The following is a 25,441-nucleotide window of genomic DNA, read 5'->3' on the forward strand; positions in this document are numbered from 1 at the left end:
CACGGCCGCCCCAATTTGTGACCAGAAAGCCAGCTCTATCAACCCTATTCCGCTGGCTTTTCCTCGGTTGCAGCCGGCTCGGCAGGTGAGGCCTCGCCCGCCTGTTTTTGCGCCTCGATGCGCTGCTTTTCGATCTCGCGCCAACGCCGAACATTATCGTTGTGCTGTTTGAGCGTTTCGGAGAAGACATGCCCACCGGTGCCATCAGCCACGAAATAGAGCTCCTTGGTGCGGCTCGGATTAGCCACAGCCTCCAAGGAGGCCCGCCCCGGATTGGCAATCGGCCCCGGGGTCAGCCCCGGTATCAGATAGGTATTATAGTCGGTCTTCTTGTCCAGATCGGACCGGAAGATCGGGCGATCCTTTGGCTTTCCCTGTCCGCCGAAGATGCCATAGATCACGGTCGGGTCGGACTGCAACTTGATACCCTGATTGAGGCGATTGATGAAGACACCGGCCACACGGGTCCTTTCGGAAGCCTTGCCGGTTTCCTTCTCGACGATGGACGCCAGCGTTACCAGCTCTTCCTTGGTTTTCAGCGGCAAATCAGGCGACCGGCGCGACCAGATCTCATTGATAGCGCGCTGGTGCGCATCGGCCATCCGCTCGACCATTTCCTGTCGCGTCGTACCGCGGGAGAATTTGTAGGTCTCTGGCAGCAGAGTACCTTCGGCTGGCAGCTCCTTGAGCGACCCGACCAGAATGTCATTCTCATCCAGAACCTGGGCGATCTGATAGGAGGTGTAGCCTTCCGGAATCGTCACAGAGTGCAGAATGGATTTGCCGGACGTCAGAATCTGCATCACCTGCATCATCGAGACGCCGGGGCTGAACAGATACTCGCCAGCCTTCAGCTTGGTATCCTGACGATAGATCTGGACGCCATAATTGAAAATCGTCTGGTCACTTATCACATTCTGACGTTCGAGAATCTCGGCAATGGTCCCCAGCCCGGTTCCGCCACTCACAAGAATGGTTTTCTCCTGCTTGAGCGGCCCTTCCTCGATGAAGGTCTGCTTGCCGTAATAGAGCAACCCGCCAATGGCAAGAACGCAGAGCAGCAGCACCGTGATGACGAAATTCATGAACACCACGATCGGATGCCGGACAGCCTTCGAGCGGGTTGGCGGCGGCGGCGGCGTATCGGGTTCGATGGCCTGACGCGCGCTCTTGGGCGCCTTCACCTCACCGGTATCATTGATCGCCGCAGCGACCGGTTCCGCTTTCTGCAAAGTCTCGGTATCGCTCGATGCTTCGGGTTCGGACTTGTCCTTTCCGGTGTCATCTCCTGCGGTCTTGTCCCCAATCTCTTCGGTGTCAGATGTCTTTTCGGTGTCGGACGTCTCATCCGACGGGGCCTTCTCGTCTGAGGTATCCGTTTGGGAGGACTGCTCGCTCTTCTCCGCAGCTTCCTGCGTTTCTGCGCGCTTGTCTTCGTCAGCACCCAGAAGCTCGTCCTTGTCGTCTTTTCCGTCTACCATATCTGCCTCAAGTCAAGATGGTCATCAATTGCGAAAGACCCGGCAAGGATATACCGGGAAGGCCTGCTGGCCCGAAATCGAAATGGAACCCGCACCCGGTCATTAAATCAGCCCGGCATCAGGGATCAAATAGCTGTCACATAAAATATCTGCGCCCTCAAGCAATCAAGCATTCATAGGTCAGACGCTGTACGGAAGTTTCGTGGCGAAAAAGAGACGGCCCGAGGCCGCCTCTTGTCCATGGTCGTGGGTTGCCGTCTCGCGGTGCGTCGGCATAAGGCCGCCAGTACTCCGCGATGCCTCACCCCGGATTTGTCAGTCTACCGCCCGCAAGATCAGCGACGCATTGGTGCCGCCAAAGCCGAAGGAGTTGGACAGCACGACCTTGATGTCCATCTTCTTGGGAGTGTGGGGAACCAGGTCGATCTTGGTATCGACGGAAGGGTTGTCGAGGTTGAGCGTCGCAGGTGCTATCTGATCGCGAATTGCGAGGATCGAGAAAATGGCCTCGACAGCCCCGGCAGCGCCCAGAAGATGGCCGACAGCCGATTTCGTCGACGACATGGTGAGACCATCAGCCGCATCACCGACCAGCCGTTCGATGGCCCGAAGCTCGATTTCGTCCCCAAGTGGCGTCGACGTGCCGTGAGCGTTCACATAATCGATCTGGTCCGGCGTGATACCGGCACGCTTCATGGCTGCACTCATGCAACGGAAGGCACCATCGCCATCCTCGGACGGAGCAGTGATGTGATAGGCGTCACCGGACATGCCATAGCCGATGACTTCGGCATAGATCTTGGCACCGCGCGCCTTGGCATGTTCATATTCTTCCAGAACGACCACACCGGCGCCCTCACCCATGACAAAGCCATCGCGGTCCTTGTCATACGGGCGGGAAGCCTTCTCCGGCGTATCGTTGAAATTGGTGGACAGGGCCCGGCAGGCAGCAAACCCTGCAAGGGCAAGACGCCCGATAGGCGATTCGGTGCCACCGGCGACCATCACGTCCGCATCCCCCAAGGCAATCAGTCGGGCTGCATCGCCGATGGCATGGGCACCGGTTGAGCAGGCCGTAACAACCGCATGGTTGGGGCCCTTCAGACCGTGCCGGATGGAAACATAGCCGGACGCCAGGTTGATCAGACGGCCGGGAATAAAGAATGGGCTGATGCGGCGCGGGCCCTTTTCCTGCAAGTCATAGGCAGCCTTCTCGATGCCCAGCAGACCACCGATACCGGACCCGATCATCACACCACTGACGATCTGGTCTTCATAGCTCTCAGGCTTCCAGTTTGCATCGGCCAAAGCTTCGTCAGCCGCTGCAATCGCGTAGACGATAAAGGGGTCGATCTTGCGCTGTTCCTTGACAGGCAGAACATCATCGGGGTTGAACGTCCCGTTGGTGCCATCGCCCAAAGGCAGCTGACAGGCCACACGACAGGCCAGATCGTCGGTCTCGAAGCCGGTTGGACGTTTCGCGCCGCTCTTGCCTGCAAGTATATTTGACCAGGTCGTTTCAACTCCATTGCCAAGCGGGCTGACCATCCCCAAACCGGTTACGACAACTCGTCTCATCCTCAGTCTCCAAATATTCTTGTTTATACCCTCGCCTCTTCCGGATTCTATCGGGGGCGAGTGAACCTTCACACTTTTATTACCCGGAAAAGCCACAGGACGTAAGCTTTTTTCAGGAGTTATTCATTTCAGACTTACCCAGCCAGTTCAAGCAGGTAAAAAGCCCAGCTTGGGCAAATGGGTGCCTTGGTCGTGAAAACAAAAAACCGGAAGGAGCAAGGCCCCTTCCGGTTTCAAAATCACCATTTGGACCAAGATAGAATGGTCCCGCCGAGCAGATTAGCTGGCAGCCTTGGTCAGGAAGGAGACAGCGTCGCCGACCGTCTGGATGGTCTCGGCAGCGTCATCAGGAATCTCGGTTCCGAATTCTTCTTCAAAAGCCATGACCAGCTCAACGGTATCAAGGCTGTCTGCGCCCAGATCGTCGATGAAGCTTGCAGTGTCGGTAACTTTTTCAGCGTCAACGCCGAGATGTTCGATCACGATTTTTTTTACGCGTTCAGCGATATCGCTCATTTTCTTTCCTCAAAATTAGCGTTCGATCAAGTTTGGAAAAACAGCTTGCTTTGGCCAATTGCCGAACAAATCTCTTTCCCGATTTTGCACACTGCCAATTGGCCCACCAGATCCGACCTTAGAATCCTGCACAGTGAACCTGGCTGTTAAACCGCTTCCAATCAGCCAATTACAGATGGCCATCACCGGAATTCGCGCGGTTCGTAACACACTTTCTTGCGCTTGAGAAGATCAGGAATGAGCCAGAGAAGCAATTGTTTCCTTCTTCCCATCCTTTTCCAAGCAATTAAAACCGTCTTTTTAAGAAATTCAACCAAAAAGACGCTTCGATCCTGTCAGATCATTGCCATGCCGCCGTTGACATGGAGAGTTTGACCCGTGACATAGGCCGCTTCGTCACTAGCCAAGTAAACTGCAGCACTTGCTACTTCTTCAGGCAGCCCCATGCGCGCGGCCGGAATCGCCGCATTGATGGCTTCCTGCTGCTTCTCATTGAGCTTGTCGGTCATCGCCGTCTTGATGAAGCCCGGCGCGATGCAGTTGGCCGTGATGCCCCTGTTGGCAACTTCCTGAGCGAGGGATTTGGTCATGCCGATCATCCCAGCCTTGGCTGCGGCATAATTACCCTGCCCCGGATTGCCGGTTACACCGACCACCGAGGAGATGGAGATGATGCGACCATGGCGGCGTTTCATCATGCCGCGCAGAACGGCGCGCGACAGACGCATGGCCGACGTCAGATTGACCGTCAGCACCTGTTCCCAATCCTCGTCCTTCATCCGCATGAAGAGGCCATCACGAGTAATGCCAGCATTGTTCACCAGAATGTCGAGCTGTCCCATGGCCGCTTCCGCATCGCTGGCCAGAGAGGCGATGGATGCAGCGTCGGACAGGTTCGCAGGTGTGACAAACACGCGCTCGCCCCCCAGTTTCTCCGCCAGAGCCTCAAGAGCTTCAACACGGGTACCAGAGAGGGTCACAGTTGCCCCCTGAGCATGCAGCGCCACAGCAATCGCTTCGCCGATTCCACCACTGGCTCCGGTCACCAGAGCGCACTTCCCGCTCAAATCGAACATAATGTCTACCTCCAAGAGCACCACCCGTTCATCCATCATGAAATGATGGGCTCATTGTTTCAGTCAAAGGAAGCCAAAGACAGCATCTTCTGCGAGCAGATCCGCCGTCTTGGGCTAAAGGATATTCGAGCCTTGGATATACGCATCCATATCGGATTTGCAAATGCCTGTCAGGCGAGTTTTCCAAGAGCAAGGTCGATATCGGCAGGTTCGCCCACGTTGAACGTCTCGATTCCCTTGACAATCCGCTTGGCAAGACCGGACAGCACCTTGCCGGTGCCGATCTCGAACAGGCAGTCAACCCCGTTGCCAGCAAGCCATGCAACAGATTCGGACCAGCGCACCATGCCGGTAACCTGATCAACCAGATGCTTGCGAATGGCTTCCGGCTCCGACACGGAGCTGGCCAGAACGTTGGCAACAACCGGAACAGCAGGCTTGTGGATGGTAATACCGGCCAGCGCTTCGGCCATGGCTTCGGCAGCAGGCGCCATCAGGGCGCAATGGAAAGGTGCGCTCACCGGCAGCAACAGAGCGCGCTTGGCGCCCTTCTCCTTGGCAAGGGCAGCTGCGCGTTCGATGGCATCCCTGGCACCGGAGATCACGACCTGACCGGTCGCATTGTCATTGGCCACCTGGCAGACTTCGCCATCGGCGGCTTCTGCGGTAATCGCCTTGACTTCATCCATGGTCAAACCGAGCACGGCTGCCATTGCGCCTTCTCCGACCGGAACAGCTTTCTGCATGGCATCGCCACGGATGCGCAAAAGGCGGGCCGTGTCGCCAAGGCTCAGAGCGCCCGAAGCGGCAAGCGCGGAGTATTCCCCAAGGGAGTGCCCTGCGACATAGGCAACCTTCTTGGCCAGAACCAGTCCCTTCTCTTCCAGCACCCGCAGCGCAGCGATGGACGCAGCCATCAGCGCCGGCTGGGCGTTGCGCGTGAGGGTCAGCACATCGGCCGGGCCATTCCACATGATGTCGGAGAGCTTTTCACCCAGAGCGTCGTTGACTTCTTCATACACTGCACGTGCGACAGCGAACTCGTCGGCCAGAGCCTTGCCCATGCCAACAGCCTGACTACCCTGTCCGGGAAAAGTAAAAGCTACACTCATGACGTTTCAACCTTGTTCGTTATTTCGGGCGCTTCGTTTTCTTGCGCCTCGATACTTCCTGCGCCCAAAGCGCACCCTTTCAAAAGAGCCATCCGGACCGGACAACAAGCGCTCAATCGGGCCATTCTTGACAGCTTTTTGACAGCTTTATGAAATTCTTCGTTCGCTAATGGATTTATTGATCGACAGAGTCAAGACTTTAGCAGCAGAACGATGCGGATTCTTGGGCTTTTCACGCAAAACAGGCACCACCGGTGACGCTTATTCACGGCGCAAGTTCGCCAAATGGCCAAAATAGCAGACCACCTGCCCATGGAAAAGGTAACGACTTTACCTCATTCACAAGCCTGTCACACTAGAAAAGGCAACGCTGGACAACAGATCACTGGCGCCATGTTACAGACATCCGCAAGCAGCGGCACCTCAAAAGGTGTTTCAAACAGCGGCAGCGCCTCACGCCCCCCCATTACAACTGGCAAATAGGAACTGAGGCCGATCCAATCAGCCGCAGGAAACATCGCGCGCATGGTTGCGATGCCCACATTTCCCGCAGAAACGTTGAATTTTGCCTTGCCAATTGAAAAAATTCGGCTATAAAGCCCGGATCAGCTTGGCGAGGCCGAGGGCTGAAAGGAAGACTATTGTCCGCATTCTGCACTGTTCCATGGAACAGCCAGAAGCGAGATCGATAGCAGGAAAGAGATCTTTCCGACTTCCGGTGTCTTCGCTCTTTAAAGCAATTAATTCTCAAAAGAGCCTTGTCTTATAAGGCTTTTTGGAGGCTTAGCGCCGGTCGGGCTGATGTGTTGAAACTCTAATAGACAAGGCAGGAACAATGGCGCTTTACGAGCACGTTTTCCTTGCTCGCCAGGACATCTCTCAGCAGCAGGTTGAGGCACTGGTTGAGCAATACAAAACCCTTATCGGTGAATATCAGGGCACTGTCGGCAAAGTCGAATTCTGGGGCCTGAAATCCATCGCTTACCGTATCAACAAGAACCGCAAGGCTCATTATGTTCTGATGAACATCGACGCGCCTTCCGAAGCCATTGTTGAAATGGAACGTCAGATGCGCATCAACGAAGACATCATGCGCTTCATGACCATTCGCGTTGAAGAACACGAAGAAGATCAGTCTGCCATGATGCAGAAACGCGACCGCGAAGACCGTCGTGGTGGTGGCCGTGGTGACCGTGGTGACCGCAACGATCGTGGCCCGCGCGGTGATCGTGGTGACCGTCGCCCGCGTCGCGAAGATCGCGACTTTGACAAAGTAGCTGAGTAAGAGGAGCAAGAATCATGTCTGGAGCACGTCGTCCTTTTTTCCGTCGTCGCAAAACTTGCCCTTTCTCTGGTGAAGGTGCACCGAAAATCGATTACAAAGACGTTCGTCTTCTGCAGCGCTACGTTTCCGAGCGCGGCAAGATCGTTCCGTCCCGTATCACGGCAGTTTCTGCCAAGAAACAGCGCGAACTGGCTCGGGCCATCAAACGCGCTCGCTTCCTGGGCCTGCTGCCTTACGTTATCAGCTAATCGCGGATAGCCATGAAGATCCTGTGAAGGGCGCTTGTCGCCCTTCATTCTCCCCTCTCAGGGGACTTGCAATCGATCTATCGTTGGGACAGGCAAAGTGACCTGCCTCTAACCGCCAGCAAACGACCATGCAACGGTCAAGCGGGACAGCCAAGAGAATGAACAACTACCTGATCATAGGCATTGTCGCCGGTCTCTGCACCGCGCTTCTGAACCTCTCCGGCTATGTCGGCGGGATGTTCGGCCTCGGGATCATTCTCATCGTTCTTTCCCCGCTTCCGCTCATGATCGCCACGCTCGGCTGGGGATCCTTCACCGGTCTTGTAGCCGTCATCAGCTCCGGCGTTGCTCTGGCTCTGCTGATCAGCCCGCTGGCCGGTCTTCTCTTTATGCTGGTCAACAGCATCCCGCCCTGGTGGCTGTCCCGTCTGGCAACGCTCAATCAGCAGAATGCCGAAACGGGCGAAATCGTCTGGTATCCTGTGGGCCGTCTGCTGATGTGGATTGCCGGAATCGCCGGCATCACCAGCCTTGCCATGTTCATTCCCTTCGGCTTCAGCATGGATCAGTATCGCGACGCGATTGCGACCATGATGAACGAGGTCTACAAGGCCGAACGGATGGCCCTGCCACAGGGAACGGCGCTGACCATCGACGATCTGGTGACCATCATCACCTGGATGGCACCAATGGCTTCCGTGCTGACGGTGATGTTCGGCTCGATCATCAATCTCTATCTGGCAGGCAAGATTGTCCAGAAGTCCGGACGTCTGGCGCGCCCGTGGCCGGACCTGCATCAGTTGACGGTGCCGCCCGTGGTTATCGCCATTTTTGTCGTCAGCCTCATTCTGGTGCTGATGCTCAAGGGCCTGCCGCAGCAGTTGGCGCAGATCGTCATGTCCGCGACAGGGGCTACGCTTTTTCTGGTTGGCCTGTCGGTCCTGCACTTTGCGATCAGACGGTCGCCTGCCCGACAGATCATTCTTTGGACAAGCTATTTCCTCATGGCCATTTTCCAATGGATCGGCGCGCTGCTGGTTCTGCTGGGCGCCATGGAAATCCTCTTCAATGTCCGCTCCCGTTTGCCCCGTTTGCCATTGCCACCGCGCAGATCCGGCACCAACGGGGAAACCGAAGACAGGGATGGCGGAGATACCTGACTACGGGGGCAACCCCGACCGAATTCAAATATAGACAATGGAAATCGCCATCACCTCACGATGGCTAAATGGAGACTAAAATGGAACTGATCCTTCTTGAACGCGTTGCCAAACTTGGCCAGATGGGTGACATCGTATCTGTACGCACCGGCTATGCTCGCAACTATCTTCTGCCTCAGGGCAAGGCAATCCGTGCTTCCGAAGCCAACAAGAAGCGCTTTGAAGCCGAACGCGCCCAGCTCGAAGCACGCAACCTGGAAGCCAAGAGCGAAGCAGAAGCACTCAAGGAACGCATTGGCGAAAAGACTGTCATCGTCATCCGCGCCGCTTCCGAAACCGGCCAGCTCTATGGTTCTGTTTCTCCGCGCGACCTTGCTGACGCCCTGTCTGAAGGCGGCATTTCCCTCACCCGCACCCAGATCTCTCTTGACCGTCCGATCAAGACCATCGGCATGCACTCTGTAACCGTGATCCTGCATCCGGAAGTCGAGCTGATCGTTACTGCCAACGTTGCCCGTTCGCAGGATGAAGCCGAACGTCAGGCTGCTGGTGAAGATCTGTCCCAGACCGAACGCGACGAAGCATTCGAGTTCGAAGAGGATCTGGAGCTGGACGAAGAGCTGCTCGAAGAAATCGAAGGCGAAGAAGTCGCTGAAGAAGCTGCTGACGAAGCAGAAGAAGAGTAAGCCACTCTTCCCGACGCTGGGAGGCTTCCTGACGTCGAACAAAAGATATCTGATGAAAACCCGGCCTCTGGTCGGGTTTTTTGTTGGCTGCGGAAGATTTTCTCGCTCTGATGACGCAAATCAAATTGGATTTTGTATTGTATAATATACTGCATACAAGAAAGAATCCTCCTTGGAACAATCAACAATCCTGATCTTGACAAAAGACCAAATCAACGGAGCCATCAATGAAACCAGCGTTCGAGCTAACCCCTTTTGCCCTGCTTCGCATCGTTACCGGCCTCATCTACATTCCTCACGTCCTGTTCAAGTTTCAGGCGTTTGACATGCTGCTGGGATACTTCGCCAAGGTCGGTCTTCAGCCAGCCCTCTTCTTCCTGATTCTGGCCATGATCACCGAAACGGCAGTTGTCATCGGCCTGACGTTCAACATCCTGACCAAATGGCTCGGCCTTGCCTCCACTGGTACCATGATGTTTGCCGCCTACACGACGCTCTTCACCAAAGGCGAATTCGTCTGGACATGGAACAAGGGCGGCATCGAGTATATTTTCCTGCTTGGCTTCGTGTCATTCATTATCGCGTGGGAAGCATGGCGGCAGGAAAAAGCGGAATATGGCCGTTACTTCTTCCTGTGGCCCAAGAAGGCCTGACAGGTCGACCCTGATTTCAACAAACGACAAGCGGGCCGCAAGCCCGCTTTTTTGTTTGGAAAGGAAAACGCAACGGTTTGGAGCCTATCGCTCAGCAATACCGTATCAATGGGCTGTCTTGAGGTAGATCCGCCCCAGTCCTCGCGCGAGCGCCTTCTCCGCCTCGGACGCGTCAATGGTCAGATAGTCGGAGAAAACCCTTGTCGCCTCTTGCTCATCGCCAGCCAGTATCAGTTCAAGCACCGACTGCTGGTTCCGAAAATAAGCCCGTTTGCAAACATAGCCCTCAAGCATCACCTTGCGCAAAAAGCGGATACGAGCGGAAATGCTGCCGTTGATCTGCACCATCACCGGATTCTTGGTGAGCATGGTGATGTCATGAAGGAAAGCCTGATCCGCGCGAGCCATTTCGCATGGAGGCATGTCATTGCCATGCGCCGCCATCTGCTGGGTCGAGGCAAGCAGCGCTTCAACCTCTTCCTTCCCTGCCCGCGCAAAAACGATCGGCAGGATGGAAAGATGGAATGTCTTGTAGGCTTCGGCCAGATGCAGAACATCCTCCAGATCAAGGGTCCGGCAGAAAAAGCCGTAGTTTTTCCTGAAGTCAATCAGATCCTCGGTCACCAGCCGGTTCAGCGCCTCACGGATCGGGGTGCGGCTCACCCCCAGCTCCTCGGCCAGTTCGGTTTCGTTGATTTTGGCACCAGGCATGAAACGGAATTCGATTGCCATTTCACGCACTGCAGAAAACACATCTGTCGTTGATGAAACCGTGCCAGTTACCTGTGCCATAAATCTCGTACCTTGATATCACTTTTCACAGAAAGGTCAGAAATCTTGAACTCTGACCTTTGGTGACGGAAAAGCCGGGCGGGAAGAGACAGCACGGAGAATACTGCCATTTCAAATGGCTTTGTTTCCACATTGCAGCCTATCGAAAGCAGGATAATCGCCAATCTGGGCAATCTCAAGTTCGATTGTTTCAAAAAGCAATCCTTGACAGGTTATTATGCCAAAACCTAAACCAATTGGACACTTTTCAATGGCCAACTTGGTGGAATCGGCGGCGTTGAGTCGAGTCTGACAGGACTCGAAAGCGGTGGAGAGTCCAGAAAAAATCTGAGGAAAAATTTTCCGCTGTTGATTGCCGTGAATTGCTAATTGGGCGCTTCAAATTGCTGTCCCTCTGTGTCTAGTTAGTTCATCTCACAGCAAGGATGAGGTTCAGAAATGGAAACCGCTGCAAAGCTCGAAAAGTCCGAGACAATTACCGCTCGTCAGGCTCCTCACAACCTGGAAGCCGAGCAGCAGCTGTTGGGTGCGATTCTGGTCAACAACCAGACCTATGATCGTGTTGAAGCCTTTCTGAAACCACACCATTTCTTTGACCCGAATCTGCGCGACATTTTCGAGAAGATGTCCAAGCTGATCCGTGCGGGCAAGATCGCCTCGCCAGTCACGCTCAAGACCTTCTTCCCGGCTGACTTCACTGTCGCCGACATGCCGATCGACATCTACCTGCTGCGCCTTGCCTCGCAAGCAACCTCCATCATCAACGCCGAGGACTATGGCCTGCTGATCATGGACTTGGCAACCCGGCGCAATCTGATCGAAATCGGCACGGATGTGGTCAACGTCGCCTATGACGCACCGATCGACACGCCGCCACGCCTGCAGATCGAGGATGCCGAAAAGCGCCTGTTCGAACTGGCCGAAACCGGTGGCGAAAAGGGCGGGTTCCAGACCTTTGCGACAGCCGCAACCGAAGCCATCGAGATGGCCGAAGCCGCCTACAAGCGCGACGGCCAGCTTTCAGGTATTTCAACCGGATTGACCGACCTCGACCAGAAGATGGGTGGCCTGCAGCATTCGGACTTGATCATTCTTGCCGCCCGTCCCGCCATGGGCAAAACCTCGCTGGTGACCAACATTGCCTATAACGTGGCCTCCGCCTATCGCGCAGAGGAGCAGCCTGACGGCACGTTGAAAACAATGAACGGTGGCGTTGTCGGTTTCTTCTCGCTCGAAATGAGCGCCGAGCAGCTGGCCACCCGTGTTATCGCCGAGCAGGCAATGGTGTCTTCCGAAAAGATCCGCCGAGGCAAGGTGGATCAGGATGAGTTCGCCCGCATCGCCCAGAAGGCGCAGGAAATGCAGATCACGCCACTGCATATCGACCCGACCGGTGGTATTTCCATCGCCCAGCTGGCCGCCCGTGCCCGCCGCCTGAAGCGCCAGAAGGGGCTTGATCTGCTGATCGTCGACTATCTGCAGCTGCTGTCCGGCTCCGCCTCCAAGGCCTCACAGGGCCGCGTGCAGGAAATCACCGAAATCACGACCAACCTCAAGGCCCTGGCCAAGGAGCTCAGCGTTCCGGTGATCGCCCTGTCCCAGCTTTCCCGTCAGGTGGAAGCCCGAGACGACAAGCGGCCGCAGCTCGCCGACCTTCGTGAATCCGGCTCCATCGAGCAGGACGCCGACGTCGTGCTCTTCATCTACCGCGAAGAATATTACAAGATGCGCGAAGAGCCGAAGCCGGGCACCGAGGAGCATTTTGCCTGGCAGTCCGAAATGGAACGCTGCATGGGCAAGGCCGAAGTCATCATCGCAAAACAGCGTCACGGTCCAACCGGTATCGTGCCCCTCGCTTTCCAGGGCGAATTCACGCGCTTCTCCGATCTGGCGCGCGACGAATACATCCCGGAAGCCTACGAGTAGAGCGCCCTTATCTTCCCGATCGACGCCACTTCTCCGCCCGGCAGATAACAGCCTGGCGGGCAGTGGCATTCGGCTTTTTGATATTGCACGGCCCGGTGCGACAAGTCTAAGATGCTGTCGAATTTCAGACCTCCTCGTTCCTGACACGACCATGCGGCATCCTCCCCGATAGACCGCCCTGTCTGCCCGGCACCGCAGAAAAGATTGACCATGCCCGAATTTTCTCTCCCCCACATTGCCCATTTGACAGCCCCCGATTCGCACCTTGCCGGCAGCCATCTGACCATTGACCTTGCCGCACTTGCGGACAACTACCGTACCGTGGTGCAGAAGGCACCGACTGCCGAATGCGCCGCCGTCATCAAGGCCGATGCCTATGGCACGGGTCTTGAGCCCTCAGCCCAGACCCTCTGGGATGCAGGTGCCAGAACCTTCTTTGTTGCCCATCCGCAGGAAGGGGCCAAGACCCGCGCGCTGCTGCCGGAAGCAACGATCTATGTGCTCAACGGGTTGGTCGGCGACGACAGCTCCGCAGAGTTTGACTACTATCGCATGAACGCGCTGCGCCCGGTTCTTGGCTGTCGCGAGGAAGTCACCCTGTGGCAGGACTATTGCGCGGACCGCGGGGAATCCCTGCCCTGCGCCATTCATTTCGATACCGGCATGAACCGCCTCGGCCTTAGCCTTGCCGATGCTGAAGAGCTTTCAACCGCCAGGCAGCAGGCAAAGCCCGCCTTTGCCCTTGAGCTGATCATCAGCCATCTCGTCTGCGCCGATGAGCCAGCCCATCCCAAGAACCGTGAACAGCTGGAAAAATTCCGCGCCGTGCGCCGCCTGTTCCCCGATGTCCGGGCATCGCTTGCCAACTCTGGTGGTGTGTTCCTCGGTCCGGATTACCATTTTGATCTCTGCCGGCCGGGGATAGCCCTTTATGGCGGCGCCGTTGTCGACGGAGCCCCGAGCCCGATGAGGGTGGTAGCCACGCTCAAGACCCGCATTCTGGCCACGCGCACCGTCGCCAAGGGGCAGACCGTCAGCTATGGCGCATCGGAAACCACCAGGCGCGACAGCCGTCTGGCCATCGTCTGCCTCGGCTATGCCGATGGCTATTTGCGTAGCGCCAGCAGCAGCGACGCGAAAAAGGGCGCCAAAGTCTCGATCAACGGTCACCCAGCGCCGATCATCGGTCGCGTCACCATGGACCTGATCATCGTTGATGTGACAGATATTCCCGCCGACAAGGCAAGGCGCGGCGACTGGGCGGAATTCTTCGGCAGCCAGATCGCCCTTGATGATGTTGCCAAAGCCGCCGGCACGATCAGCTATGAATTGCTGACCAGCCTTGGCTTGCGCGCCCTTCGCAACTATCTATAGTCACGAGAAACCGAACCAGACGGGATTCGCAAGAAAGGCTGTCCATGGCGCGCAAGAAATCGACCTTTGTCTGCCAGTCCTGCGGTGCAGTGACCAACCGCTGGGCTGGGCGCTGTGAAGCCTGCGGCGAGTGGAACTCCATCGCCGAAGAGGCGGACAGCGCGGGCATCGGCGGATCGCCCAAGACCGTGCGCGGCAAATCAGGACGGATTGTCGAGCTGGTCCCCCTGTCCGGCGAGGAAAAACCGGCCCCGCGCATCGAGACCGGCGTCGGCGAACTGGACCGCGTCACCGGTGGTGGCTTCGTCAAGGGCTCTGTTCTGCTGCTCGGCGGCGATCCGGGCATCGGTAAATCCACCCTGCTCATTCAGGCCTCCGCAGCACTGACCCACCACGGCCACCGCGTGGTCTATATTTCCGGCGAGGAAGCCATCGATCAGGTCCGAATGCGCGCCGCCCGTCTGGGGTTGGCCAAGGCATCGGTGCAACTTGCCGCCGAAACCAGCGTCGAGGACATTCTGGCAACCCTCACCGCGGGCCCGCCGCCGGAAATGGTGGTCATCGACTCGATCCAGACCCTCTGGACCGAAGCAGCCGACAGCGCTCCGGGTACGGTTACCCAGGTCCGCGCCTCGGCACAGGCGATGATCCGCTATGCCAAGCAGACCGGTGCCGCCGTGATCCTCGTTGGCCATGTCACCAAGGACGGCCAGATCGCGGGCCCCCGCGTCGTCGAGCATATGGTGGATGGCGTTTTGCATTTCGAGGGCGACGCCGGACACCAGTTCCGCATCCTGCGCGCCATCAAGAACCGTTTCGGCCCGACCGATGAGATCGGCGTCTTCGAGATGACCGGAGGCGGCCTCTCACAGGTGGCCAACCCCTCCGCCATGTTCCTTGGCGAGCGCAACACCTCGACCCCCGGCGCTGCCGTTCTGGCCGGGATGGAGGGCTCCCGCCCGCTGCTGGTGGAAATTCAGGCGCTCGTCGCCCAGTCGCCGCTTGGCACGCCGCGCCGTGCGGTGGTTGGCTGGGATTCAAGCCGCCTGTCGATGATCCTTGCGGTGCTCGACGCCCATTGCGGCGTGCGCCTCTCCGGCCATGATGTCTATCTCAATGTCGCCGGCGGCATGAAGATATCCGAACCGGCGGCCGATCTTGCGGTCGCGGCGGCTCTGGTTTCCTCGCTGGCGGGCATTGCGCTTCCCTCTGATTGTGTCTATTTCGGCGAGGTCAGCCTGTCCGGCGCCATCCGCCCGGTATCGCACACGGCGGCGCGAATCAAGGAGTCGGCCAAGCTCGGCTTTGGCAAGGCGCTGTTGCCGGAAGCCTCGCTGAAGTCGATAAAAGCCACGGAACTGGAGCTTGCAAGCCTGACAACCCTCACCGATCTGGTCGCCCGGATCGCATCAGGGACAGAAATCCTGTCACAGGACACACAAGACGCATAAGAACTTGGCGGAAAGGCCTTGCTCTTGCCCCTTTCTTGGCCCTATAGAAGGGCCTAAACGCAATTTTGCCGAGGTCTGACAGAGCTCAGCCCCTGCTCGGCCAAACACGGGATGACTTAACGATGCCCATCACGCTCCTTGACGGGATTTTTATTATCGTCTTGCTGATCTCAGCTTTTTTGGCCATGATCCGCGGCTTCGTGCGGGAAGTCCTGTCTATTGCCGCGTGGCTCGCAGCCGCTTTTGCAACACTCCGCTTCACGAATGATCTTCTGCCCTACGTCAAAACCTATCTGCCCGAGCCGATCGTTGCCCAAGCGGCGACCGCTCTGGGCATTTTTCTGGTGACGCTGGTCGTGGTGTCCTTCATCACCATCAAGATTTCCGACTTCGTGCTCGACAGCTCCATCGGTGCGCTTGACCGCACGCTGGGCTTTGTCTTTGGCGCCATTCGCGGTGCCGTGCTAATGGCCGTTGCCATGGTCTTCTTCAACTGGTTCGTTCCGAGCGACAAGCAGCCGGACTGGATTGCTCAGGCCAAGGCCAAGCCGCTGCTCAACACGGTTGGTGATCGTCTTGTCAATCTGCTGCCGGATGACCCGGAGGTGCGGATCAAGGAGACCCTTCAGCTCAATCGGGACAACACGACCGAAGAGCCGGAAGAAGCGCCACAGGAATAACCATCATGCAGTCACGCCGTTCTGTCATGGATAAAAGACACCGGAATGACCAAAGCATAGATGACTGAAACCACCTGCTGTGATAGACATTGCAGCAACAAGATTGGCGGGACCCTCCCGCCATTCTGCATTCTGGAGCCATTGCATCACTTTTGAGCTCACTTGGGTGCGAGATGCTCTAGACATCAGAACAACAAGAATATCGGGCCTTCCCCTCTCGAAAGTCCGCATGCATTTCGCCTTGATTGGCTCATGCGCTGCCCCAGGCGGTGATGGTATCAAACAAAGACCTGAAGCGCCCCCGCGTTTCACTTGAAAGGATCTCACGCACATGTCGGAAAAGGGATTTTCTCCTCAGTCTCACTCCCTCTCCTCCATTGACCAGACCAATCCGGCATCAGGCGAACTATCCGCCAGCCAGCCAGCCGGATCTATCGATTGTTCCTTTGATGACTGGAAGTGCGAAGGAGACACCCTGCATGAAGAATGCGGCGTCTTCGGCATCCATAATTTCGCAGATGCATCCGCTCTGGCAGCTCTTGGTCTTCATGCCCTGCAGCATCGTGGTCAGGAAGCCGCGGGCATCGCCACCTATGACGGCAAGCACTTTCATCTGGAGCGCAAGTTCGGCCTCGTCGGCGACAACTTCTCCGACGCTGCAACCATGGCAAAACTGCCAGGCAGCAACGCAATCGGCCACAACCGCTATTCGACAGCCGGTGGCGCGGCCCTGCGCAACGTTCAGCCGCTGTTTGCCGAACTGGAAGGCGGCGGCATAGCCATCGCCCACAATGGCCAGTTCACCAACGCCATGACCCTGCGCAAGTCGCTGATCAAGCGCGGTGCCATCTTCCAGTCCACGTCGGACTCCGAAGTTGTGTTGCAGCTGATCGCCAAGAGCCGCGAATCCAACATCATCGACCGCTTCATCGATGGCATCCGCCAGATGGAAGGCGGCTATGCCCTCGTTGCCCTCACCCGCAAGAAACTGATCGGCGCCCGCGACCCGCTCGGCATTCGCCCGCTGGTTCTTGGCGACCTCAACGGCTCGCCGGTGCTTGCTTCCGAAACCTGTGCGCTGGACATGATCGGTGCCGATTTCGTTCGCGAGATCAAGAATGGCGAAGTGGTCGTCTGCACCGACGACGGCGTAGAGAGCTACCATCCCTTCCCGGACCAGCCCGCCCGCCTCGATATTTTCGAATATATCTACTTCTCCCGTCCCGATTCCTTCATTGCCGGTCGTTCCGTATATGAAGTCCGCAAGGCGATGGGCCGCGAACTGGCCAAGGAACATCCCCTCAAGGTCGACGTCGTGGTTCCGGTGCCCGATTCCGGCGTGCCTGCCGCTCTCGGCTACGCGCAGGAAGCCGACATCCCGTTTGAACTCGGCATCGTGCGCAACCACTATGTCGGCCGAACCTTCATCGAGCCGACCCAGCAGATCCGCGCCCTTGGCGTGCGCCTGAAACATTCGGCCAACCGCTCTCAGGTCCAGGGCAAGCGCATTGTGCTGGTCGACGACAGCCTCGTGCGCGGCACCACCTCCTCCAAGATCGTGCAGATGATGCGCGATGCTGGGGCAACCGAGGTGCATATGCTGCTGGCCAGCCCACCGATCACCCATTCCGACTATTATGGCATCGACACGCCGGACCGCGAAAAGCTGTTGGCAGCCCAGTATGATCTGGAAGGCATGCGCAAATATATCGGCGCCGACTCCCTCGGCTTCATCTCGATCGATGGCATCTATCGCGCCTGTGGCTATGAAGGCCGCAACAACAAGAACCCGCAGTTCACCGACCACTGCTTCACCGGTGACTACCCGACACGCCTGAAGGATCTGGAAGCCTCTGAAAACCACAGGGCACTGGGTCTGCTGGTCGACTAGGGAGAAGAACATCGATGACTGAACAGCGTCTCAAGGATCGCATTGCCGTTGTCACGGGAGCCTCCCGCGGCATCGGCTGGCACGCCTCTCTTGCCCTGGCACGGGAAGGCGCGCACATCATCGCCGTTGCCAAGACGGTTGGTGCTCTGGAAGAGCTCGACGACGAGATCAAGGCCATCGGTGGGTCTGCCACTCTGGTCCCGCTCGATCTGATGGACTATGAAGGCATCGACCGGCTCGGCGGCGCGATCTATGAACGCTGGGGCAAGCTCGATATCCTGCTCGGCAACGCCGGGCTTCTGGGTGCGGTGACGCCGATCACCCATCTTGATCCGGTCAAGGACTGGGAAAAGGTAATGGGCGTCAATCTGACGGCCAACTGGCGCCTCATCCGCTCGCTCGACCCGCTGCTGCGTCAGTCCGATGCCGGTCGGGCGCTTTTCATGACGTCTGGATCGCCGCACAAGTGCAAACCCTACTGGGGGATCTATTCGATCACCAAGGCGGGATTGGAAGCGATGATCCGCACCTATGCCGGCGAAATTGAACAGACCAAGGTGCGGGTGAATTGTTTCAATCCGGGCCCGACCAGAACCGGCATGCGCGCCAAGGCCGTGCCTGGTGAGGATCCCAATATTCTGCCACATCCAAGCGAGTTGGCACCCCATATCGTCAACTGTCTTGTGCCGGACTGTCAGGAGCATGGCCGCATGTATGATTTCCGCACGGCCAGTTGGAAAACCTACGGCACACCGGTCTACGACTAGAGCCGCGGCAGGCGGAATTGGACTCTGCACTCAAGGGCTTGGCCCGAAAAGAGGATTCATTTTCGCAACCGAAACAAACCCGAATCAATTTACAAAAAACCATCGACAACATGCTGTATTGTCGATGGTTTTTATTTTCTGTTCCATAATCAGAACACAAAACTATTCAGCAGGCTGAAGCTCCGGGGCATGGCTTGGCAGATAGCCCTTGTTGTCCCCCTCCACAGCCTTGCGCAACCGCTCCTCGGCCTCGCTTGCTTCGCGCTGACGATCCCACATGGAGGCATAAAGACCACCCTGAGCCAACAGATCTGCGTGGCGTCCCCGCTCCTTGATCCGGCCTGCTTCCAGCACGATGATTTCGTCTGCTCCAATGACCGTTGACAGGCGATGGGCGATGACCACCGTCGTCCGGTTCTGGGAAACCTCGTCCAGCGCCGCCTGAATTTCCTGCTCCGTGTGGCTGTCCAGTGCCGAGGTCGCTTCGTCAAGCACCAGAATCGGTGGTGCCTTGAGAATGGTCCGGGCAATGGCCACACGCTGCTTCTCGCCACCGGAGAGCTTCAGCCCGCGTTCGCCCACTTCGGTATCAAACCCGTCAGGCAGACTGTTCACAAAGGTCGAGATCTGGGCCATTCGGGCGGCGGCCTCTATTTCCTCACGGTTCGCCGAAGGGCGGCCATAGCCGATGTTATATAGCAGCGTGTCGTTGAACAGCACCGTATCCTGCGGCACCATGCCGATGCTTTTGCGCAGGCTCAGCTGTTGCACATCGCGGATGTCCTGATCGTCGATGAAAATCCCGCCGCCGGTGACATCATAGAAGCGGAACAGCAGGCGCGAAATCGTCGACTTGCCCGCACCGGATGGCCCGACAATGGCAACCGTCTTGCCAGCTGGCACCTCAAAACTGATGCCTTTCAGGATCGGGCGGGCTTCATCATAATGGAACTGCACGTCCTCGAAGCGCACCGAGCCCCCCGAAACCGCGAGTTGCTGGGCGGCAGGTTTGTCGAGCACTTCCGGCGGCTGCCCCATCAGATCGAACATTGCTTCCAGATCCACCAGCCCCTGCTTGATCTCGCGATGCATGGAACCGAAGAAGTTGAGCGGGATCGACAGTTGCATAAGCAGCGCATTGATGAGCACGAAGTCACCCACCGTCTGGGTGCCTTGCATGACCCCATAGGCCGACAGGGCCATACAGACAGCCATGCCGATGGAAAAAATCACTGTTTGGCCGAAGTTGAGCCATGCAAGCGAAACCCACGTGCTGATCGCCGCCTTCTGATAGACCGCCATCGAGCTGTCATAGCGCACCGTTTCCATGGCCTCGTTGCCGAAATATTTGACGGTCTCATAATTGAGCAGACTGTCGACGGCCTTGGAGTTCGCGTCATTGTCCGACTGGTTCATGCGACGACGGATATCGATGCGCCAGGAGGTCACCTTGATCGTGAAGGTCATATAAAGACCGATCATGGCCACCACCACGATGACATAGACAAAGTTGAACTGGAAGGCGATGACGATCGCCATGAAGAGGCACTGCAACAAGGTCGGAACCGCATGCAGAATCGTGTGGCGCACCACACCCTCGATGGCGTGCGTGCCGCGCTCGATAACGCGCGAAAGCCCACCGGTGTGGCGCTGCAAATGGAAGCGCAGAGACAACTGATGCAGATGTTCAAATGTCTTGAAGGACAGGTTCCGCACCGCATGCTGGCCCACGCGCGCAAACAGAGCATCACGCAGCTGGTCAAAGCCAACGTTCATGATCCGCGCCAGCCCATAGGAGGCCACCAGCAGAATCGGAATGCTCAGCCAGCCGACCACGCCAACGCCATCCGGCGCATTGCTGTCCGTCAGGGCATCCGTCGCCCATTTGAAGAAATAGGGTGTCAGAACATTGATGATCTTGCCAAGCGCCAGCGCAGCAATGGCCAGAGCCACCCGCATTTTCAGATCCCGTCGATTGGCTGGCCAGATATATGGCCACAGTTTGCGCAAGGTTGAGAAGGCGGATGCTTCCGCGTCAATGTCCTTAGCACTTTCATTTCCCGGTCTGGAAATGGAAGGTGTTTTTCTCATAGAAATATGGTCCTGCAATTGTCGGCCGGAGGCCGTGGGAAGGATGCACACTAATCCGCGGCATACCCCAGTCTGAATTGTGGTCAGCCCTCAGCAAAGAACGCCGCACTTTGCGAGAGAAACCAGGAAACCTTGTCCGAGTTGACCCGGTAGTGAGACTGCTGCCCCGCCGTCTCCCACTCAATGAAGCCGCACTCGCGCAACACCTTGAGATGCTGAGAGACGGTCGACTGGGCAAGAGGCAGAGACGAGCAGATATCGCCGCAGCAATGCTGGTGAGACCCAAGCTTGGAAAGGATCATCAGACGGGCAGGATGGGCAAGAGCCTTGAAGGCGCGGGCAAGCTCGATATGCGGCCCCATCTCGCTGGTGATGTCGGCACCGCAGCAAAAGCCATCGGCCTTTTCCTCAGGCCGGGCATCACCACAACACCCCTGCCCGCTGCCATGCGTCTCATCGACCATTGTCATCTCCCATCTCGTCATCACCGGTCCAATAGCAGGCGACAGAGCTCATCGGCATTTGCCGATCAATAGACCATCCCTCCCGCAATGGCAAGGCTCCATCGTAATTTAACGATGAAAGTATCCCACCGGAGCCGAATACCGCCGGAACTTGCGCGCGCCCACACCCCACCAAACAGAAAATGGCTCGAAGCACCAGCTCCGAGCCATCATCAGAACTTTGGGAAATCAGTCCCGAAAGGAACCAATCAGCCAGCCGCCGGGGTCGGTGCAGGTGCCTCGACCGGGGCTGTTTTCTGATCAGGCTCCTCGACGGCATCAAAATTGTTGTCCCAGCCATCCTGCCCGTGAGGCAGCTCAAACACCTGACCGGGATAGATCCAGTGCGGATCGCGGATCTGATCGGAGTTGGTGTCATAGATGGTGGAATAGCGGATCCCCGCACCATAGACACGGCGGGCGATCGTCCAGAGATTGTCGCCGCGCCGGATGATCACCTTTTTGGTTTCAACCGAGCCGGATTCAGCAGATGCGCTAACCCCGTGCTGATATTTGTCACCCAGAGAGCCCTGCGCCGTAACGTTGAGGATCAGACCCGGCTGCTTGGAGAAAGACACCTCCGCGCGGGTCAGAACCTGACCGTTGGCACCGTTCAGCATATCCACGCGCGCGACGTGGCTTCCGTCTTTTAGATCAACCTTGTTGTCAAACAGGAAGCGTCCGGTCTCGCCGCTCTTGCTGTTGGCGACCTCGCCGTTGTCGATATAGAGCCGCAGGATGGAACCCGCAGGCTCAGCCGCCCCGGCAACGAACAGCGTATCGCCTTCAATTTCAACAGCCTCAATCGCGACGGTCTGACCAGCCACGGCGGCCACAGACGGCGCCGCGTCAACCGCAGGGGCCGCAGGCGCTGTCGTCGCCGGAGCGGCTGGAGCAGCTTCAGGAGTGTCTGTCGAAACGCTTGCCTGCTGACTTTCAGCCGACGGAGTGGCGGGCTCCTGAGTTGCTGCCGGTTTCTCAGCAGAGACAGCTGGCGCAGCAGCTTCAGGAGTGGTCACGCTGGCAACCTCGGTCTGCCCGGCAGCAGGAGCCGGAGCCTCAGAAGCGCTCTTTTCAGGAGCCGCACTCTCATTGGATTTGGCAACACTGGCCAGAACCTTGGAGGCCTGCCCCGGTGCCGTCTCGACCACCAGAAGATCACCGGAGCCATCCTCGGAGCGGGAAACTGTCACGGAGCTGGCAGAGGCCACAGCCTCGTCGCCATCCTTGGCCTTCGCAGACAGGGAAAGATCTGAGACGCCTGCCCCGAGCGGATCGCTCAGCACCATAACCCACTCGCCATTGACATCGGCAACAGCCTTGGAGAGAGTCGCCTCACCATTTTTCAGCTCGACAGTCCAGCCCGGCTGGGCACGTCCGGCAACAAGCGTGTTGCCGTTCGGCTCAACCCGAACGATATCAAAGGTCGGCGCGGCATCGTCTGCGGGCGCAGCTGCCTCGGCCTCGGTCTTTGTTGCTTCTGTGGTGGCAGGCTTGTCGGCAGCGGGCTCTTCAGCCTTCTGCCCTGAAGGAGCAACTAGGGATGTCACAGGCGCAAGCCCTTTCTTGATACCGTCAGACGCTCCGCCGAGACCGATCCGGTCACCGAAAACGCCAATACCGACAACAACGGCAACAATAACACCGCAAACAATTGCGACAAATGGAGCAGCAGATTTCATCCTATAATCACACTTCAGTTGTGCCGATCAGCGGCAGCGCCACATCAAAACCCGGATCAAACACCACCTTGCGCCACAGGCAACAGCGCTGCCAATGGCGGAAAGACCGGTTTGTGCTTCAGACACCTTGATGCACCTAAAACCGCTGAAAATCTACAGATTCTCAAACATCCAAGGCAAGTCCTAACCTTTTTTTAACACCCGGACAAGGCTGAGCAAAAAATAGCAGCAATCTGCTTGACCCAACCTTGCACGAATGCCACACAGCAACCATGGCAACTTTACAAAAAATCTGCGTCTATTGCGGCTCGGGCTGCGGCAACAATCCCGTCTTCGCACAAGAGGCGCGCCTGCTTGGTCAGGAAATGGCAAAGGCAAACATCGGTCTGGTCTATGGAGGCGGTTCAGTCGGCCTCATGGGCATCCTTGCAAAGAGTGTACTGGAGAATGGCGGCCATGTCACCGGCATCATTCCCGGCTTTCTCAAGGACAAGGAAGTCATGCTAGCTGATGTACAAGACTTGCTTGTCACCGGTGACATGCACGAAAGAAAACGCAAGATGTTTGATGCCGCGCAGGCGTTTGTTGCGCTACCCGGAGGCATCGGAACCTTGGAGGAGCTGGTAGAAATGCTCACCTGGGCTCAATTGGGCCAGCACAAGAAGCCGGTTCTATTGGCCAATATTGAAGGATTCTGGGATCCTTTGGCCAAACTGCTTGATCACATGCGCAAAGAAAGCTTCATCCGGCAGGACATGGCCGTTTCCTACCTGTCCGCCCACCACGCAAGAGACATCGTGCCCATGCTCCACGAAGCGGTTGCCAGCCTTCCCGATGCAGACATCGCCAGCACCACCCTGCAGGACAGTCTCTCAACCCTTTAGGTCCCGGCCAGAAGGGTAGCGACCGCCCCCCGATTCTATCCACATGCCGTGTTGCGATTGCAGCAACGATACCATAGGATCCGCGCGCAAATCTCGACCACCCCAACATGGCAGCCTTGACTGCCCGGACGGCACCATGAATCAACCTGCAACCCTTGGCGCTCTGGCCGCCCTCATCGTTGGCGTGGTCGTTTCCTTTCAGGCGATCCTCTCAGCCCGCATTTCTCTGGCCGACAACGCAGCGGCCACCGGACTGGTGATGTATGTTGCCGGTGGTGCGATCGCCGTAACGCTGCTGGTACTATTCACCAACACCGGAACCCTCGCCATCGCCCCGCTCGGCTGGCTGCGCATCGTGCAGATGCTGTTGGGCGGCATGGCGGGCATCATCATCGTCGTCGGTTCGGCCTTCGCCTTTGCCAAGGTCAACCCGGCCGCTGCAGTGGTGCTCATCATCTTCGGGCAAATGGCGATCGCCCTCATCGCCGACTATCTTGGCTGGACGGGACAGGCACCAACCCCCATCGACTGGCGCCGGATTGCCGGTCTTGCCCTGTTTGCTGCCGCAATCTGGTTGTTGCTCACACCGTCAAAAGACTAGGCGATCAGGGACTAGACGCTCAGAGCGCCGGAGTTGGTTTCTTCCTGCGGCGGGCTCTGGAAAGCGCGTCATAGGAATAGACCGCCACCGACAACCAGATCAGGCAGAATGTCGCCAGCTTGCTCATGGAGATGCTTTCCCCGAGGACAAAAACCGCGATCACGAACTGGATCGAGGGATTGAGATACTGCATGATCCCGATCGTGCCCATATCGAGCCGTCTGGCAGCGCCCGAAAACCAGATAAGCGGCAATGACGTCATAACGCAGGAAAAAATCAGCAGCCCCATTGTCATAGGGTCGGATAGCAGAAAATGCCCCTGCCCGGCAGCTTGCAGATAGATGATATAGGCAAGCGCAAGGGGTGCAATGACGATCAGCTCGACCAGCAGGCCCAGATTTGGGCCAACCGGCACGATCTTGCGCAAATAGCCATAGGCTCCAAACGTCAACGCCAGCAGGAGCGAGACAATCGGCACGGTGCCGAGCAGAATCATCTGCAGCACGATTGCCGAAACGGCGAGGATGATGGCCACGATCTGCAGCCGCGACAGCCGCTCGGACAGCAGCAGATAGCCCGTTGCAACATTGACCATGGGCACGATGAAATAGCCAAGACTGGCCTCGGTTGCCTGTCCATGCCCCACCGCCCAGACATAGGTCAACCAGTTACTCGTGACCAGCACACCAGTGGCGATCAGCAACCCGAACACCCGAGGCTGCCGTATCACCGGCCAAACTTCGCGCCAGCGACCACGCAAAAGAAACCACAGCGCCATTAGCACCAGAGACCACGTCACCCGATGCGCAACAACTTCCACCGCAGGCACATGGGCAAGCAGCGAGAAGTAGATCGGGAAAACACCCCATGAGCCGTAGGCACCAAAGGCGAGAAGCAATCCGACCCGGATATCCCGGGGATCCTTCTCCGAAGGCACAGCAATGGCCCTATCGGAGACGGACGGCAAACCGTCCGCCATTTCAGTGGTCTGGCTCATAGGGTCT

23 protein-coding genes are annotated in these 25,441 nt (G+C 57.5%); 13 read left to right on the forward strand and 10 right to left on the reverse strand.

Annotation, left to right across the window (positions count from 1 at the left end):
- Positions 1-44 precede the first annotated feature (44 nt).
- The 5 genes from mltG to fabD form a co-directional block, all read right to left on the reverse strand.
- Positions 45-1,481, reverse strand: coding sequence for an endolytic transglycosylase MltG (gene mltG / locus DSL70_RS09305; protein WP_119307627.1), 1,437 nt, complete (start codon positions 1,479-1,481; stop codon positions 45-47).
- A 315-nt stretch (positions 1,482-1,796) separates the two neighbouring features.
- On the reverse strand, positions 1,797-3,059 hold the full coding sequence (fabF, locus tag DSL70_RS09310) for a beta-ketoacyl-ACP synthase II (protein WP_119307628.1): 1,263 nt from the start codon (positions 3,057-3,059) through the stop codon (positions 1,797-1,799).
- A 279-nt stretch (positions 3,060-3,338) separates the two neighbouring features.
- Positions 3,339-3,575 (reverse strand): acyl carrier protein, encoded by a 237-nt coding sequence (locus tag DSL70_RS09315; RefSeq protein WP_101533410.1) that lies wholly within the window; start codon positions 3,573-3,575, stop codon positions 3,339-3,341.
- 335 nt (positions 3,576-3,910) lie between these two features.
- The gene (gene fabG / locus DSL70_RS09320) at positions 3,911-4,651 is read right to left on the reverse strand and encodes a 3-oxoacyl-[acyl-carrier-protein] reductase (RefSeq protein WP_119307898.1); all 741 of its coding nucleotides are present in this window, start codon (positions 4,649-4,651) and stop codon (positions 3,911-3,913) included.
- A gap of 170 nt (positions 4,652-4,821) precedes the next feature.
- Positions 4,822-5,763: an ACP S-malonyltransferase gene (gene fabD, locus DSL70_RS09325; protein WP_119307629.1), complete on the reverse strand. Its 942-nt coding sequence runs from the start codon at positions 5,761-5,763 to the stop codon at positions 4,822-4,824.
- 835 nt (positions 5,764-6,598) lie between these two features.
- Here fabD and rpsF point away from each other — a divergent pair.
- From rpsF to DSL70_RS09350, 5 genes are all read left to right on the forward strand, one after another.
- The gene (rpsF, locus tag DSL70_RS09330; protein ID WP_119307630.1) at positions 6,599-7,048 is read left to right on the forward strand and encodes a 30S ribosomal protein S6; all 450 of its coding nucleotides are present in this window, start codon (positions 6,599-6,601) and stop codon (positions 7,046-7,048) included.
- Between the two features lie 14 nt (positions 7,049-7,062).
- Positions 7,063-7,296 carry a 30S ribosomal protein S18 gene (rpsR, locus tag DSL70_RS09335; RefSeq protein WP_119307631.1) on the forward strand — a complete coding sequence of 78 codons (234 nt, stop codon included), beginning with the start codon at positions 7,063-7,065 and terminating at the stop codon, positions 7,294-7,296.
- Positions 7,297-7,454: 158 nt separating this feature from the next.
- Positions 7,455-8,456, forward strand: a complete 1,002-nt coding sequence (locus tag DSL70_RS09340; protein WP_162916525.1) for a DUF2232 domain-containing protein — start codon at positions 7,455-7,457, stop codon at positions 8,454-8,456.
- Positions 8,457-8,536: 80 nt separating this feature from the next.
- Positions 8,537-9,142: a 50S ribosomal protein L9 gene (gene rplI, locus DSL70_RS09345; protein ID WP_119307633.1), complete on the forward strand. Its 606-nt coding sequence runs from the start codon at positions 8,537-8,539 to the stop codon at positions 9,140-9,142.
- Positions 9,143-9,369: 227 nt separating this feature from the next.
- Complete coding sequence (locus DSL70_RS09350) at positions 9,370-9,795, forward strand: DoxX family protein (RefSeq protein ID WP_119307634.1); 426 nt, start codon at positions 9,370-9,372, stop codon at positions 9,793-9,795.
- A gap of 105 nt (positions 9,796-9,900) precedes the next feature.
- On the opposite strand, the gene DSL70_RS22735 is transcribed toward DSL70_RS09350, so the two are convergent.
- A complete protein-coding gene (locus tag DSL70_RS22735) occupies positions 9,901-10,587 on the reverse strand; it encodes a GntR family transcriptional regulator (protein WP_119307635.1) in 687 nt (228 codons plus the stop codon).
- A gap of 438 nt (positions 10,588-11,025) precedes the next feature.
- Here DSL70_RS22735 and DSL70_RS09360 point away from each other — a divergent pair, with 438 nt between their 5' ends.
- From DSL70_RS09360 to DSL70_RS09385, 6 genes are all read left to right on the forward strand, one after another.
- The gene (locus DSL70_RS09360; protein ID WP_119307636.1) at positions 11,026-12,513 is read left to right on the forward strand and encodes a replicative DNA helicase; all 1,488 of its coding nucleotides are present in this window, start codon (positions 11,026-11,028) and stop codon (positions 12,511-12,513) included.
- A 243-nt stretch (positions 12,514-12,756) separates the two neighbouring features.
- The gene (gene alr, locus DSL70_RS09365) at positions 12,757-13,887 is read left to right on the forward strand and encodes an alanine racemase (RefSeq protein ID WP_205563223.1); all 1,131 of its coding nucleotides are present in this window, start codon (positions 12,757-12,759) and stop codon (positions 13,885-13,887) included.
- Positions 13,888-13,931: 44 nt separating this feature from the next.
- Positions 13,932-15,338, forward strand: a complete 1,407-nt coding sequence (radA, locus tag DSL70_RS09370; protein ID WP_119307638.1) for a DNA repair protein RadA — start codon at positions 13,932-13,934, stop codon at positions 15,336-15,338.
- A 122-nt stretch (positions 15,339-15,460) separates the two neighbouring features.
- Positions 15,461-16,018 carry a CvpA family protein gene (locus tag DSL70_RS09375; RefSeq protein ID WP_119307639.1) on the forward strand — a complete coding sequence of 186 codons (558 nt, stop codon included), beginning with the start codon at positions 15,461-15,463 and terminating at the stop codon, positions 16,016-16,018.
- 331 nt (positions 16,019-16,349) lie between these two features.
- Positions 16,350-17,909 carry an amidophosphoribosyltransferase gene (purF, locus tag DSL70_RS09380; RefSeq protein WP_119307640.1) on the forward strand — a complete coding sequence of 520 codons (1,560 nt, stop codon included), beginning with the start codon at positions 16,350-16,352 and terminating at the stop codon, positions 17,907-17,909.
- A 14-nt stretch (positions 17,910-17,923) separates the two neighbouring features.
- Positions 17,924-18,676 (forward strand): SDR family NAD(P)-dependent oxidoreductase, encoded by a 753-nt coding sequence (locus DSL70_RS09385; protein WP_119307641.1) that lies wholly within the window; start codon positions 17,924-17,926, stop codon positions 18,674-18,676.
- 162 nt (positions 18,677-18,838) lie between these two features.
- On the opposite strand, the gene DSL70_RS09390 is transcribed toward DSL70_RS09385, so the two are convergent.
- From DSL70_RS09390 to DSL70_RS09400, 3 genes are all read right to left on the reverse strand, one after another.
- Positions 18,839-20,767: an ABCB family ABC transporter ATP-binding protein/permease gene (locus DSL70_RS09390; protein ID WP_119307642.1), complete on the reverse strand. Its 1,929-nt coding sequence runs from the start codon at positions 20,765-20,767 to the stop codon at positions 18,839-18,841.
- Between the two features lie 83 nt (positions 20,768-20,850).
- Positions 20,851-21,231 carry an ArsR/SmtB family transcription factor gene (locus DSL70_RS09395; RefSeq protein ID WP_245418146.1) on the reverse strand — a complete coding sequence of 127 codons (381 nt, stop codon included), beginning with the start codon at positions 21,229-21,231 and terminating at the stop codon, positions 20,851-20,853.
- Positions 21,232-21,479: 248 nt separating this feature from the next.
- Positions 21,480-22,952: a LysM peptidoglycan-binding domain-containing protein gene (locus DSL70_RS09400; protein WP_119307643.1), complete on the reverse strand. Its 1,473-nt coding sequence runs from the start codon at positions 22,950-22,952 to the stop codon at positions 21,480-21,482.
- Between the two features lie 272 nt (positions 22,953-23,224).
- On the opposite strand from DSL70_RS09400, the gene DSL70_RS09405 reads away from it, so the two are divergent.
- Positions 23,225-23,836 (forward strand): LOG family protein, encoded by a 612-nt coding sequence (locus DSL70_RS09405; RefSeq protein WP_119307900.1) that lies wholly within the window; start codon positions 23,225-23,227, stop codon positions 23,834-23,836.
- 136 nt (positions 23,837-23,972) lie between these two features.
- Positions 23,973-24,437 carry a DMT family transporter gene (locus DSL70_RS09410; protein ID WP_162916527.1) on the forward strand — a complete coding sequence of 155 codons (465 nt, stop codon included), beginning with the start codon at positions 23,973-23,975 and terminating at the stop codon, positions 24,435-24,437.
- 19 nt (positions 24,438-24,456) lie between these two features.
- Here DSL70_RS09410 and rarD read toward each other — a convergent pair whose 3' ends face one another.
- Complete coding sequence (rarD, locus tag DSL70_RS09415; protein WP_205563209.1) at positions 24,457-25,434, reverse strand: EamA family transporter RarD; 978 nt, start codon at positions 25,432-25,434, stop codon at positions 24,457-24,459.
- Positions 25,435-25,441: the final 7 nt, after the last annotated feature.

The sequence above is a fragment of the Cohaesibacter haloalkalitolerans genome, assembly GCF_003574655.1.
Classification (GTDB): domain Bacteria; phylum Pseudomonadota; class Alphaproteobacteria; order Rhizobiales; family Cohaesibacteraceae; genus Cohaesibacter; species Cohaesibacter haloalkalitolerans.